A 13,217-nucleotide genomic window follows, 5' to 3' on the forward strand; every position below is an offset into this window, starting at 1 on the left:
CGGCCGTTCGCGCCTAGCTAGCCCGTAATCTCACAGTCTAGGCAATGCCGTAGAAAATTCAACAAAATCATTGTCTTGCTAAAGGAAAAGCGAACGATAGCGATTGCCATCAGACGGCATAGGAGAGCCCCTCGGCGGATGATCTCAGCTCGTCCCGGATCGCCTCGCGGGTGATGTCCTTGCCGGTGCAGGCACACTTGCCGCACTGGGTCCCGCACCCGGTCCGCTGCTGGACCTCGCGCCAGCTGCGCGCCCCATCCTCCACGACGCCCCGGATCCGGTGGTCGGTCACGTTCTTGCAAACACACACGTACATCGCATCACCTCACGCTGGCCATGAGGCGAATGTAAATGATTCGCATGGGTAATCGCAAGCGGCATGCCACAAAAACCTGACCGAGGCAGGCCAGGCGCATCGCACGCCCCTCAGCGGCGCTTGGGCAGGACCACCACCCGGGTGCCGGAGGCGATGTCCGGCCAGCTGCGCTTCTCCCCGTCGACGAGGATCCACAGGTACCCGAGGCCGAAGGCGCCCAGCGAGATGCCGGCCACCAGGAAGCGCTGCAGCGCCTGGAAACCGGTGATCGAGCAGCCGTCGAGGGTCTGCACCCGCAGCCGCCAGGCCTGCATGCCCAGCGTCATGCCGCCGCGGGTCCAGAAGAAGGCGAAGAAGGCGAAGGCAGTGACCGCCAGCAGCAGGCGCAGCGAGATCACCTGGGCGAGCCCCGTGCCCACCTGCTCCGCCGGCACCTCGAGCACCAGTCGCACCACCGCCAGGTGCGCCGAGGCGATGACGATCCAGATCGCCAGCACCAGCAGGCCGTCATAGAGCATGGCGCCCAGCCGCCGGCCTAGGCCGGCCGGCCAGACAGCATCGAGTTGGTCGAAACATCGTTGCATGAATCCCCCGGCTCAGCCCGTACGGCGCAATAGATAGAACCCCAGCCCGGCACACAGCAGGGTCGGCGCCAGCACCGCCCAGGCCGGCGAGAAGCCGAACACCGTGGAGGCCGGCCCCAGCAGGTCCTGCAGGTACTTGAAGACCAGGCCGGTGATCACCCCGTAGAAGACCCGGGTGCCGGCGGCCACGGTGCGCAGGGGGCCGAACACGAAGGAGGCGGCCACCAGCACCAGCGACGCCATGGTCAACGGCATCAGCATCTTCTGCCAGAAATAGAGCAGCGGCTGGGTCGCCTGCTGGCCCTGGTCGCGCAGGTAGCGGGCATAGGCCCACAGCTCACTGGGCGCCTGGCTCTCCACGTCGCGCAGCAGCCGGTCGAGCTGGGCCGGCGTCATGGCGGTCTGCCAGCCCAGGGTCTCATGGCGCTCGACCTCGGTGCGCGCTTCCAGGAAGCGGGTCACCGCCACGTCCTCCAGTTGCCAGCGGCCATCGCGCCACACCGCCCGCCGGGCGCTCGTCGCCTCGCGCAGGGTCTTGCCCTCGAAGCGGTAGCGGGTCAGGTCGAGCACGGTGTCATCGGCGCGGATGGCCCCGAAGCGATAGAAGCTGTCGCCCTCGCGCTGCCAGCCGCCGCGCTCGGTGAGCACCGCGCCTTCGCCCTGCATCTGCTCGAGGCGCCAGGCGCTGGCGAACTGCTCGGTGCGCGGGCTGACGAACTCGGCGATGGCGAGCACCACCAGGATCACTAGGATGATGGGCTTCATCACGCCCCAGAGGATGCGGACCAGCGAGCGACCGGCGGCGCGCATCACCGTCAGCTCGTTGCTCGAGGCCATGCTGCCCAGGCCGATCAGCGCCCCGATCAGCACGCCCACCGGCGCATACTGGTAGAAGCGCCAGGGCAGGCGCATCAGCAGGTAGAGCAGCACCTGGAAGGCCCCGTAGTCGCCCTCCACGTCGCCGAGGTCGTTGATGTAGGTGATCACCAGGTCCAGGCCCAGCAGCACCACCTGCACCACGATGATGGCGCCCAGCACGTTGCGGGCGATGTAGCGATCGAGCCGGTCGGTGATCATCCGCTCATCCCCTTGTGCTGGGCCCGGGCCATCATCGCCAGGCCGATGGCCAGGAAGCCGCCATGGATCGGCCACATCCCCACTGCCACCGGCCAGCTACCACGGCCGATGGCGTCCAGCGCCGCCAGCAGCAGGCTGAGGTAGGCCACATACAGGAAGATGGCCGGCAGCAGCTTGGCGAAGCGCCCCTGGCGAGGATTGACCCGGGAGAGCGGCATGGCCAGCAGGGTCAGGATGAAGACCATCAGCGGCAGGCCCAGCCGCCACTGCAGCTGGGCCCGCGCCGGCAGGGCCTCATCGGCGAACAGCGCGGCGGTGGTGGCGTATTCGGGCGCATCGAGTTCGGGTGCCTCGGCCGCCCCCGAGAGGCGCACCGCATAGGTGCCGAACTCGAGCCGCTCGGCCTCGGCACGCCCCGGGTCGACGCTGTAGCGCTCGCCATCGGCAAGCACCAGGAAGCGACTGCCGGTCTCCGGGTCGACGGTCTGGTAGCCGGTGCCCGCCCGGGTCACCACGCTCTCCGGGGTGCCGTCGCCGCGCGACTGACGCTCGCTGATGAAGACCTCCTGCATCCGGCTCTGGTCCTCGTTCATGGCCTCGGTATAGGCCGTGCGCCCGCCGCCGAAATCCTGGAAGCGCCCCGGCGCCAGGGCGGAGAAGTCGAGCTGGCTGCGCTGCTCCTCGAGCAGCACCTCGTTGTGCAGGGCACCGGCCGGGGTCAGCCAGAGGCTGCACATCCCTACCAGGATCGCCACCAGGGCGGCGGGCACCAGGCTGACCTGCAGCAGGCGGTTGGGGCTGGTGCCACAGGCCACCAGCACCGTGATCTCGCTGTTGAGGTAGAGCTGGCCATAGGCCAGCAGGATGCCCAGGAAGAACGCCAGCGGCAGGATCAGCTCGAGGAACCCCGGCAGATGGAAGAGCATCAGGGTGCCGAGGATACTCGCCGGAATCTCCCCCTCGGCGGCATTGGAGAAGTAGCGGATGAAGCGGCTGCCCATGATCACCAGCAACAGCACGCCGGCCACGGCGGCCATGGTCAGCAGGATCTCGCGGGTCAGGTAACGGAATATGATCAACGCTGTCTCCCGGCCCGGCACCCCGCGGGGCCTGGCCATCTTCCATGCAATGACGCCTTGCCTTGGGTACACTGGGATGACTCGGCAACGTGCCGGCATTATCCAGAATCACCCATCGCTTGTCTTGTGGAGACACCATGGAATTCCCCGTTCAGACGGCCAATCCCGCCAAGGCCGAGACGGCCTGTCTCGTGGTACCGGTGTTCAAGGACGGCGCGCTGCTGCCCGCTGCCGCCAAGCTCGACGACGTCAGCGAGCGGCTGATCGGCCAGCTGATCGAGCGCGGTGACTTCGACGCCAGGCTGGGCAATGTGCTGATGGTCCCCTTCGCCCCGGGGCTCAATGCCGACCGTCTGATGCTGGTGGGCCTCGGCGAGCGCGACAAGTGCCGGGAAGGCGCCTTCCGCAAGGCGCTGGATGCCGCCTTCACCGCCCTGGCGGCGCTGCCCGTCGAGGACATCGCCGTGGCCTTCAACGACGTGCCGGTACCCGAGCGCGCCTGCGACTGGAAGGCTCGCATGGTGGCCGAAGCCGCCCACCGCGCCGTCTACCGCTTCGACGCGTTCAAGTCCGAGAAGGCCCCCGCGCCGCAGCTCGCCCGCGTCACCCTGCTGGTCAGCGAGCATGGCGATGCCGAGGCGGCCCGCCAGGGCGGGCGCATCGGCGACGCCATCGGCCTGGGGGAGGCCACCACCCGCACCCTGGGCAACCTGCCGGGCAATGTCTGCACCCCGAGCTACCTGGCCGAGCAGGCCGAGGCGCTGGGCCAGGGCTCCGGCGGGGCGCTCTCCGTGGAAGTCCTCGACGAGGAGGCCCTGGAGCGCCTGGGCGCCCACAGCCTGCTCTCCGTAGGCCGTGGCAGCGAACAGCCCTCGCGGCTGATCGTCATGACGTACCGGGGCGCCGAGAGCCCCGACGAGGCGCCCCACGTTCTGGTGGGCAAGGGCATCACCTTCGATACCGGCGGCATCTCGCTCAAGCCCGGCGAGGCCATGGACGAGATGAAGTTCGACATGTGCGGGGCGGCCAGCGTGTTCGGCACCGTCACCGCCATACTGGCCCTCAAGCCGAGGATCAACCTGGTGGCCATCGTCGCCGCCGCCGAGAACATGCCCGACGGCCGTGCCACCAAGCCCGGCGACATCATCAAGACGCTGAAGGGCCTCTCCGTGGAGGTGCTCAACACCGACGCCGAGGGCCGCCTGGTGCTGTGCGACGCCCTGACCTACGCCGAGCGCTTCGAGCCGGCAAGCGTGGTGGACATCGCCACCCTGACCGGGGCCGCCATCATCGCCCTGGGCCACCATGCCACCGGCCTGCTGGCCAACGACGACGACCTGGCGCTGGACCTGCTGGATGCCGGCGAGACCGCCTGGGACCGCGCCTGGCACCTGCCGCTGTGGGACGAGTACCAGGAGCAGCTCGACTCCAACTTTGCCGACCTGGCGAACATCGGCGGCCGCCCGGCGGGCACCATCACCGCGGCCTGCTTCCTGTCACGCTTCGCCGACAAGTTCCCCTGGGCGCACCTGGACATCGCCGGCACGGCCTGGACCTCCGGCAAGGAGAAAGGCGCCAGCGGTCGCCCGGTGGGGCTGCTGACCCAGTACCTGCTGGACCGCGAGACCGATAACGAAGTCGAGATCACCGACGACTGATTTCGCTCCCGGCAGGGTTGCCTTTTTGCGGTGGTGACCTTTTCATGAGGGGTGTCGACTTCCATGCACCGGGCCCTCGCCGGCCCGGTATCCTGTTTCGTGCCGCGGGCGCCCGGATGCGCCCCGCCAGTAGCGGAGACCTCTTGCCGTGTCCCTAGAACGCTTTTCCGTGAGCCCCTCCACCCGCCCCACCGCGGAAACGCTCCGCAACGACATCCTCGACAACCCGGGGTTCGGTCGCTACTTCACCGACCATATGGCCCATATCCGCTGGACCCTCGATGCCGGCTGGCACGGCCATGAGGTGCGCCCCTACGGCCCGCTGACGCTGGACCCTGCCGCCGCGGTGCTGCACTACGGCCAGGAGATCTTCGAGGGCATCAAGGCCTACCGCCACGCCGACGGCTCGGTCTGGACCTTCCGCCCGGAGAAGAACGCCGAGCGCTTTCGTCGCAGCGCCCGCCGCCTGGCCCTGCCGGAGCTCTCCGACGAGGACTTCGTCGACTCGCTCAAGGCGCTGCTCGCCCGGGACCAGGCCTGGGTGCCGACCCCGGCCAGCGAGGCCGACGAATCGAGCCTCTACCTGCGCCCCTTCATGATCGCCAGCGAGACCTTCCTCGGCGTGCGCCCGTCCCATGAGGTCGACTACTACGTCATCGCCTCGCCGGCGGCCGCCTACTTCCAGGGCGGCGTGAAGCCGGTCTCCATCTGGCTCTCCTCGCACTACAAGCGCGCCGCCCCGGGGGGCACCGGCTTCGCCAAGTGCGGCGGCAACTACGCCGCCTCGCTGGCCGCCCAGAAGGAGGCGGCGGCCCACGAGTGCAGCCAGGTCGCCTTCCTCGACGCCGCCGAGAACATGTGGGTCGAGGAACTGGGCGGCATGAACCTGTTCTTCGTGTTCCGCGACGGCCGCATCGTCACCCCGCGCCTCACCGACACCATCCTCGAGGGCGTGACCCGCGACTCGGTGCTGACCCTTGCCAAGGACGAGGGCCTGACCCCGGAAGAGCGCCCGATCAGCATCGAGGAGTGGCGCGAGGGCGCCGCCTCCGGCGAGATCACCGAGATCTTCGCCTGCGGTACCGCCGCGGTGATCACCCCGGTGGGCGAGCTGGTCACCGAGAACGACCGTATCCGCCTCTCCGCCCAGGGCGACAACGAGGTGGCCAAGCGCCTGCGCACCCGCCTGCTCGACCTGCAGTACGGCCGCAGCGAGGACACTCGCGGCTGGCTGACGCGCCTGGCTTGAGCCAGCCGAGATTACGCCTCCTTCCGCTCAAGGGACGCCGGGGACAGGGCTGCGATCAACCATGACCCAAGTCGACTTCTATATCCTCCCCGACACCACGCTCGAGGCCCGCCTGCTCTTCGCCTGCCGGCTGGCCGAGACGATCTACCGCAAGGGCTACCGGCTGCACCTGCATGCCGAGGACGAGGCCATGGCCCGGGAGCTGGACGACCGGCTCTGGACCTTCCGGGCCGATGCCTACGTGCCTCACGCCCTGTCGGGAGGCCAGCCGACAAGCGACGTGCCGGTGACCATCGGCTGGCAGGACCTGCCGATGGACGGCGAGCCGCCCCAGGCGCTGCTCAACCTGCACCCCGGCATCCCCGAGTGGTTCTCGCGCTTCGAGCGCATCGCCGAGATCATCAACCAGCATCAGGAAGTGCTTACCGCCAAGCGCGAGTGCTGGCAGACCTACAAGAAGCGCGGCTACCCGGTCACCCCGCACCAGCTCAAGGGCCAGGCGGGCTGACGCCTCCCCCCGCATCACGCTATAATTGGGTCCATTTTTCAGCATCCCCGGCACCCTGGCAGCCCCCGCGAGGCGCACTGCCATGGGTCGGTGCCACCTCCTCGACCCGGAATGCCCATGGACAAGACCTACCAACCCGAGCAGATCGAATCCCGCTGGTACGAGCGCTGGGAAGCCGACAACCGCTTCGCCCCCTCCGGCGAAGGCATGCCCTACGCGATCATGATCCCGCCGCCCAACGTGACCGGCAGCCTACACATGGGCCACGCCTTCCAGGACACCATCATGGACACCCTGATCCGCTGGCGGCGGATGCAGGGACACAACACCCTCTGGCAGGTGGGCACCGATCACGCCGGCATCGCCACCCAGATGCTGGTCGAGCGCAAGATCGCCGCCGAGGAGGGCAAGACCCGCTTCGACCTGGGCCGCGAGGCCTTCATCGACAGGGTATGGGAGTGGAAGCAGGAGTCCGGCGGGCATATCACCCGCCAGCTGCGCCGCATGGGCGCGAGCGTCGACTGGTCGCGCGAGCGCTTCACCATGGACGACGGCTTCTACCGGGCGGTGCAGGAGGTCTTCGTGCGCCTCTTCGAAGAGGACCTGATCTACCGCGGCAAGCGGCTGGTCAACTGGGACCCCACCCTGCATACCGCCATCTCGGACCTCGAGGTCGAGAATCGCGACCAGCAGGGCCACTTCTGGCACTTCCGCTACCCGCTGGCCGATGGCGTGACCACCGATGCCGGCAAGGAGTACCTGGTCGTCGCCACTACTCGTCCCGAGACCCTGCTCGGCGACACCGGCGTGGCGGTCAACCCCGAGGATCCGCGCTATGCCTCGCTGGTGGGCAAGTTCGTGGAACTGCCGCTGGTGGGCCGCCGGATCCCGGTGGTGGCGGATGAACATGCCGACATGGAGAAGGGCTCGGGCTGCGTGAAGATCACCCCGGCCCACGACTTCAACGACTACGAGGTGGGCCGCCGCCAGGACCTGCCGCTGATCAACGTCTTCACCCAGGACGCCGCCATCCTCGCGCGGGCCGAGGCCTTCGACATCCAGGGCCGGCCGCTGCCCGACATCGACCCGACCCTGCCCGAGGCCTATGCCGGCCTGGACCGCTTCGAGGCACGACAGCGCATCGTCGCCGACATGGAGGCCGCGGGCCTGCTCGAGCAGGTGGAGACGGTCAGCAACACCCTGCCCTATGGCGACCGCTCCGGCGACGTCATCGAGCCGCTGCTCACCGATCAATGGTTCGTGGCCGTGGAGAGCCTGGCCAGGCCCGCGATCGAGGCCGTGGAGACGGGCGAGATCCAGTTCGTGCCGAAGAATTACGAGAACATGTACTTCGCCTGGATGCGCGACCTCCAGGACTGGTGCATTTCCCGCCAGCTGTGGTGGGGCCACCGCATCCCCGCCTGGTACGACAATGATGGCAACGTCTACGTGGCGAGAAGCGAGGCGGAGGCCCGGGAGAAGCATGACCTCCCCGCCGAGGTCGCACTGACCCAGGACGAGGACGTGCTGGACACCTGGTTCAGCTCCGGGCTCTGGACCTTCGGCACCCTGGGCTGGCCGGAACAGACCCCGGAGCTGGCGACCTTCCACCCCTCCAGCGTGCTGGTCACCGGCTTCGACATCATCTTCTTCTGGGTCGCGCGGATGATCATGCTGACCGGCAAGTTCATGGGCGAGGTGCCCTTCAAGCAGGTCTATGTGCATGGCCTGGTGCGCGACGGCCAGGGCCAGAAGATGTCCAAGTCCAAGGGCAACGTGCTCGACCCCATCGACCTGATCGACGGCATCGACCTGGAAACGCTGGTGCAGAAGCGTACCGGCAGCCTGATGCAGCCGCAGAAGGCCCAGGCGATCGAGAAGGCCACGCGTAGCGAGTTTCCCGAGGGGATCGAGCCTCACGGCACCGACGCCCTGCGCTTCACCTTCCTCTCCCAGGCCACCACCGGGCGCGACATCAAGTTCGACATGGGCCGCCTGGAGGGCTACCGCAACTTCTGCAACAAGCTGTGGAACGCCTCGCGCTATGTGCTGATGAATGCCGAGGGAGAGGATACCGGCCTGGGGAGCGAGCCGGTCGAGCTGTCGCTGGCCGACCGCTGGATCGTCTCACGCCTGCAGCAGACCGAGTCCCAGGTGACGAAGGCCCTGGAGGAGTTCCGTTTCGACCACGCCTCCCAGGCGCTCTACGACTTCGTGTGGAACGAGTACTGCGACTGGTACCTGGAGCTCTCCAAGCCGGTGCTGTGGGACGAGGCCGCCTCCGCGGAGGCCAAGCGTGGCACGCGCCGCACCCTGGTGCGCGTGCTGGAGGCGATCCTGCGCCTGGCCCACCCGATGATGCCCTTCATCACCGAGGAGATCTGGCAGCGCGTGGCCCCGCTGGCCGGCACCCGCCAGGGCGAGGGCGACTCCCTGATGGTCCAGCCCTGGCCGCAGGCCGATGACAGCCGGCTCGACGAGTCGGCGACGCGCGATATCGAGTGGCTCAAGGGGGTGATCGTCGCGGTGCGCAACATCCGCGCCGAGATGAACATCGCCCCGGGCAAGCCGCTGGAGGTACTGCTCACCAAGGGCAGCGCGGAAGACGCCAGGCGCCTGGCGGCCAACCGGCCGTTCCTCGCCAAGCTGGCCAAGCTGGAGCGTGTCGAATGGCTCGACGACCCTGCGCAGGCGCCGCTTTCGGCCACCCAGTTGGTGGGCGAGATGGAGGTGCTGGTGCCCATGGCCGACCTGATCGACAAGGAGGCCGAGCTCGCCCGCCTGGCCAAGGAGATCGACAAGCAGGACAAGCTGATCGGCGGCATCGAGAAGAAGCTCGGCAACGAGAGCTTCGTCGCCAAGGCCCCCGCGGCGGTGGTCGAGAAGGAGCGCGGCAAACTCGCGGACTTCGAGGCCTCGCGCCGCCTGCTGGTCGAGCAGCGCGACAAGATCGCCGCGCTCTGATCGTTGTCCACTTCCCCAGCAGCAAGGGCCCGCCATTGGCGGGCCCTTTTCATTTCCCGGTCAGTCCTTTCCCGGTCGGTGGTTGCGGTGTCAGTCGACGCGGCGCCAGCCCCCGAGCACCCGCTGGTCGGGGCCGAAGAACACCAGCCGGTCGTGGTCGATCAGGTAGCGGTAGGCATTCTCCAGCATGCCGGTCACCCGGGCGGCATCCTCGGCCCGGGGGCAGGCGCGACGGGTGGTGGCCAGGTCGGAGAAGGCGATGCGGTTGTTCTCGCCCAGCGCGGCCCGGCCGGTCAGCCGGTTGCAGCCGTCGCTGCCGCTCACCCGGCCGTCACGGTCGATCACGAAGTGGGGACGCTCCGGCATCTCGAGGCGCTCGTCGGTGCCCACCAGCAGCAGGTTCCAGCGCTGGTCGACTACCGGCCCCTCGAGGCGCGCCGTGGGCTCGTCGGCGACCTGGGGCGCCGGGCCACCACCGCAGGCGGCCAGCAACAGGGCGCCGGTCGCGAGCAGCAGTGTGTTGCGTAACGGTTTGATCATCATGGCATCTTCCTTGAGGCGCGAGGTGATTGCCCAGGCGCCAAGCTTGCCCCAGCCGGGGCATCGAGACAATTCCCCTGCCGCACGACGAGGCCCCGCATGCTCCAAGCGCTCCACAACGATGCCCTCGGCAAGCTGATCCTGCGACTGACCGTGGCCGGCCTGCTGCTGCCCCACGGACTGACCAAGCTGCTCAATCCGGGCAGCCTGACCTGGATCGGCAACACCCTGGCCGGGCAAGGCCTGCCGACCGTGCTCGCCTATGGCGTGCTGATCGGCGAGGTGGTGGCACCGCTGATGGCGCTGATCGGCTGGCGAAGCCGTGTGGCGGGGCTGCTGATGGCCGCCAACATGGTGGTGGCCATCTTCCTGGTACATATGGGCGAGCTCACCACCTTCAACGGCAACGGCGGCTGGGCCCTGGAGCTGCAGGGCTTCTTCCTGTTCGGCGCCCTCGCCATCGTCTTCCTGGGCAGCGGACGGATGGCCTGGCGGCCGGATTGAGCCTGCCACCCGGCCGTCGAGTCCTAGGGGTCACCAGGTCCCGGTATTCTCCATCGACATCCAGGGCTCCTTCGGGTCCTGGGGTTCCCCCTTCTGCAGCAGTTCCACCGAGATGCCGTCGGGGCTCCTGACGAAGGCCATGTGGCCGTCCCGGGGCGGACGGTTGATGGTCACGTCGTTGGCCTGCAGGTGCTCGCAGAGGGCATAGATGTCGTCCACCCGGTAGGCCAGGTGGCCAAAGTTGCGCCCGCCGGTGTACTCCTCCGGGTCCCAGTTCCAGGTCAGCTCCAACTCCGGCGCCTTGAGCTCGGCGGAGCGCGCTTCATCTTCCGGGGCGGCCAGGAAGACCAGGGTGAAGCGGCCCTTCTCGCTCTCCTTGCGACGCACCTCGGTCAGGCCGAGCAGGTCGCAGTAGAAGTGCAGCGAGGCATCGAGGTCGCTGACGCGCACCATGGTGTGCAGGTACTGCATGGGGGGACTCCTGTCGCTTCAGTCATGGGTGTATTCGTTGAAGATCGCCGGCGTGCGATCGTCATGACGCCAGCCCAGCACCGCGTAGTCGTCCTGGCGGCCGGTCTCCATGCCGGGGGAGCCATGGGGCATGCCCGGCACCGCCAGGCCCGCCAGGTCGGGGCGCTCGTCCAGCAGGCGACGGATGTCGGCCGCCGGCACATGGCCCTCGATCACGTAGCCGTCCACCACCGCGGTGTGGCAGGAGGCGAGCTCGGGCGAGACGCCATGCTCGATCTTCACCGCCCGCATGTCGCGGGTCTCGTGCTGTTGCACCTCGAAGCCCTCGGCCTCCAGGTGCTCGGCCCAGGCGGTGCAGCAGCCGCAGTTCGGGTCCTTGTGCATCTCCACCACGGGCGTCTCGGCCCAGGCGGGAATGGCGATGACGGCCAGCAGGGCGCCGGCGAGGGTCTGGCGTAGCGGTGATGTCATGACGGGCACTCCCCGGTATAAGGTATCGGCACGATTGTCGGCCATCTCCCGGCCCCACTGCCACCCCGGAGCGACAGCATGAGCCATTACTGCGACCTGGCCCTTGGGCATCCGTTCCACGGGCCCTATCACGACCACGAGTACGGCTTCCCGGTGAACGACGACTGCACCCTCTTCGAGCGCCTGGTGCTGGAGATCAACCAGGCGGGGCTCTCCTGGCTCACCGTGCTGAAGAAGCGCGAGGCCTTCCGGGAGGCCTTCGAGGGTTTCGACATCGACCGCATCGCCGGCTACGGCGAGGCCGAGCGGGCGCGGCTGCTGGCGGATGCCGGCATCATCCGCAACCGTCTCAAGGTCGATGCGGTGATCCACAATGCCGGGGTGGTACAGGCCCTGCAGGCCGAGCACGGCAGCCTGCGCGCCTGGCTCGACCACCACCACCCGCTGGAGCATGCCGACTGGGTCAGGCTATTCAAGCGCACCTTCCGTTTCACCGGGCCGGAGATCGTGGGCGAGCTGCTGATGAGCACCGGCTACCTGCCCGGTGCCCACCGCGACGACTGCCCGGTGCAGGCGCGCATCCTCGAGGCCGGGCCGCACTGGGCACGGCGCGACTGAGCGCAGCCCGGGGAACCCGCGGCAGACCGGGGCGTCACAGGAAAGGCTTACCGCTGACCAAGGACCTCCTGATGGACTCGATTACCCAGGCCGCGCTGGGCGCGGCAATCGGCGGCGCCGTGCTCGGCCGGCGGCTGGGCCGCAAGGCGGTCCTCGTCGGCGCGGTCCTCGGCACCCTGCCCGACCTGGACGTGGTCATCGATTACGGCGATGCGGTGGCCAACGTCACCGAGCACCGCGGCTTTTCCCACTCGCTGTTCGTGCTGGCGGGGCTGGTCATCGCCCTGGCGCTGCTCTCGCGGCACTTCGCCCCGGCCAGGGACATCTCGCTGCGCCGCTGGGGGCTCTTCTTCGGGCTCATCCTGCTGACCCACCCATTGCTCGACGCCCTGACCACCTACGGTACCCAGCTGTGGTGGCCGCTGGACGTACGTCCCGCAGCCTGGCCCGTGGTGTTCATCATCGACCCGCTCTACAGCCTGCCGCTGCTGGTGGGCGTGGGGGTGGCACTCGCCACCGGCAGGGCACAGCGGGCACCGAGCTGGGGGCTGGCGCTCTCCTGCGCCTACCTGGTGTTCGCCGTCGGCGCCAAGCAGCTGGTCGAGGCGCGCATCGCCCCGGTGCTGGCCGCGCAGAGCCTGCAGCAGGCGCCGCGACTCGTCCAGCCTACGCCTTTCAATACGCTGCTGTGGCGAGTCACGGTGGCCGACGGCGAGCACCATCACGAGGCCCTGGTGGGCGTGTTCGACGGCGACCGCCGGCCGGCGCTGGAGACCTATGCCCGCGGCGCCGAGCTGGAGGCGACGGCGCTCGACAGCCCACGCGGCCGGCGCCTCGACTGGTTCGCCGGGCCCTTCCTGCGTTACGAGACCCGCGAGCTCGATGGCCGCAAGGCCCTGGTGGCCACCGACCTGCGGCTGGGCTTCCCGGGCTTCCACCCCTTCGCCTTCACCCTGGCTACCCGCGACGACGGCGACTGGCGGCCGGTCACGGTCTCCGAGCAGCTGCCCTCCCCTTCCCGCGGCAATCGGGACGCCCTCTCCCGGCTGGGAGCCCGCATCCTCGGCCCGGAGCCGGGGCTCTGCACCAGCGACTTCGTCTCCCACCGGTGGCTGGTCAGCACGCCCGGCCAGTGCTGACGACGGCAGCCGAGTTCGGGAGCGCATGGTTCGGCATTC

The 13,217-nt window shown here is 68.6% G+C and carries 14 protein-coding genes; 7 read left to right on the forward strand and 7 right to left on the reverse strand.

Features of this window, described 5'->3' with window-relative positions; translation table 11 throughout:
- Nucleotides 1–109 precede the first annotated feature (109 nt).
- The 4 genes from M8009_RS16720 to lptF all read right to left on the reverse strand — a co-directional run bounded on the left by M8009_RS16720 (nucleotide 110) and on the right by lptF (nucleotide 3,056).
- Complete coding sequence (locus tag M8009_RS16720) at nucleotides 110–316, reverse strand: (2Fe-2S)-binding protein (protein WP_250063306.1); 207 nt, start codon at nucleotides 314–316, stop codon at nucleotides 110–112.
- A gap of 110 nt (nucleotides 317–426) precedes the next feature.
- Nucleotides 427–900 carry an RDD family protein gene (locus tag M8009_RS16725; protein ID WP_250063309.1) on the reverse strand — a complete coding sequence of 158 codons (474 nt, stop codon included), beginning with the start codon at nucleotides 898–900 and terminating at the stop codon, nucleotides 427–429.
- A 12-nt stretch (nucleotides 901–912) separates the two neighbouring features.
- Nucleotides 913–1,977 carry an LPS export ABC transporter permease LptG gene (gene lptG / locus M8009_RS16730; protein ID WP_250063311.1) on the reverse strand — a complete coding sequence of 355 codons (1,065 nt, stop codon included), beginning with the start codon at nucleotides 1,975–1,977 and terminating at the stop codon, nucleotides 913–915.
- Nucleotides 1,974–3,056, reverse strand: coding sequence for an LPS export ABC transporter permease LptF (lptF, locus tag M8009_RS16735; RefSeq protein WP_250063312.1), 1,083 nt, complete (start codon nucleotides 3,054–3,056; stop codon nucleotides 1,974–1,976). Before lptF ends, lptG begins: the two co-directional genes overlap by 4 nt.
- A gap of 137 nt (nucleotides 3,057–3,193) precedes the next feature.
- Here lptF and M8009_RS16740 point away from each other — a divergent pair, with 137 nt between their 5' ends.
- From M8009_RS16740 to M8009_RS16755, 4 genes are all read left to right on the forward strand, one after another.
- Complete coding sequence (locus M8009_RS16740) at nucleotides 3,194–4,714, forward strand: leucyl aminopeptidase (RefSeq protein ID WP_250063314.1); 1,521 nt, start codon at nucleotides 3,194–3,196, stop codon at nucleotides 4,712–4,714.
- Between the two features lie 148 nt (nucleotides 4,715–4,862).
- Nucleotides 4,863–5,963, forward strand: coding sequence for a branched-chain amino acid aminotransferase (locus M8009_RS16745; protein ID WP_250063316.1), 1,101 nt, complete (start codon nucleotides 4,863–4,865; stop codon nucleotides 5,961–5,963).
- Nucleotides 5,964–6,024: 61 nt separating this feature from the next.
- Complete coding sequence (locus tag M8009_RS16750) at nucleotides 6,025–6,471, forward strand: DNA polymerase III subunit chi (RefSeq protein WP_250063319.1); 447 nt, start codon at nucleotides 6,025–6,027, stop codon at nucleotides 6,469–6,471.
- A gap of 117 nt (nucleotides 6,472–6,588) precedes the next feature.
- Complete coding sequence (locus M8009_RS16755; protein ID WP_250063321.1) at nucleotides 6,589–9,435, forward strand: valine--tRNA ligase; 2,847 nt, start codon at nucleotides 6,589–6,591, stop codon at nucleotides 9,433–9,435.
- A 90-nt stretch (nucleotides 9,436–9,525) separates the two neighbouring features.
- On the opposite strand, the gene M8009_RS16760 is transcribed toward M8009_RS16755, so the two are convergent.
- Nucleotides 9,526–9,975: an META domain-containing protein gene (locus M8009_RS16760; RefSeq protein WP_430886924.1), complete on the reverse strand. Its 450-nt coding sequence runs from the start codon at nucleotides 9,973–9,975 to the stop codon at nucleotides 9,526–9,528.
- Between the two features lie 99 nt (nucleotides 9,976–10,074).
- Here M8009_RS16760 and M8009_RS16765 point away from each other — a divergent pair, with 99 nt between their 5' ends.
- Complete coding sequence (locus M8009_RS16765; RefSeq protein WP_250063325.1) at nucleotides 10,075–10,479, forward strand: DoxX family protein; 405 nt, start codon at nucleotides 10,075–10,077, stop codon at nucleotides 10,477–10,479.
- A gap of 30 nt (nucleotides 10,480–10,509) precedes the next feature.
- Here the strand turns inward: M8009_RS16765 and M8009_RS16770 are convergent, their stop codons facing one another.
- Together M8009_RS16770 and M8009_RS16775 are read right to left on the reverse strand one after the other, a co-directional pair.
- Nucleotides 10,510–10,950, reverse strand: coding sequence for a VOC family protein (locus tag M8009_RS16770; RefSeq protein ID WP_250063327.1), 441 nt, complete (start codon nucleotides 10,948–10,950; stop codon nucleotides 10,510–10,512).
- 18 nt (nucleotides 10,951–10,968) lie between these two features.
- A complete protein-coding gene (locus tag M8009_RS16775) occupies nucleotides 10,969–11,421 on the reverse strand; it encodes a DUF411 domain-containing protein (protein ID WP_250063329.1) in 453 nt (150 codons plus the stop codon).
- A 78-nt stretch (nucleotides 11,422–11,499) separates the two neighbouring features.
- Here M8009_RS16775 and M8009_RS16780 point away from each other — a divergent pair, with 78 nt between their 5' ends.
- Nucleotides 11,500–12,039 (forward strand): DNA-3-methyladenine glycosylase I, encoded by a 540-nt coding sequence (locus M8009_RS16780; protein WP_250063331.1) that lies wholly within the window; start codon nucleotides 11,500–11,502, stop codon nucleotides 12,037–12,039.
- Nucleotides 12,040–12,110: 71 nt separating this feature from the next.
- Entirely contained in the window at nucleotides 12,111–13,178 is a 1,068-nt protein-coding gene (locus tag M8009_RS16785) for a metal-dependent hydrolase (protein ID WP_250063333.1), read from the forward strand.
- Nucleotides 13,179–13,217 lie beyond the last annotated feature (39 nt).

The sequence above is a fragment of the Halomonas gemina genome, from assembly GCF_023554995.1.
Classification (GTDB): domain Bacteria; phylum Pseudomonadota; class Gammaproteobacteria; order Pseudomonadales; family Halomonadaceae; genus Halomonas; species Halomonas gemina.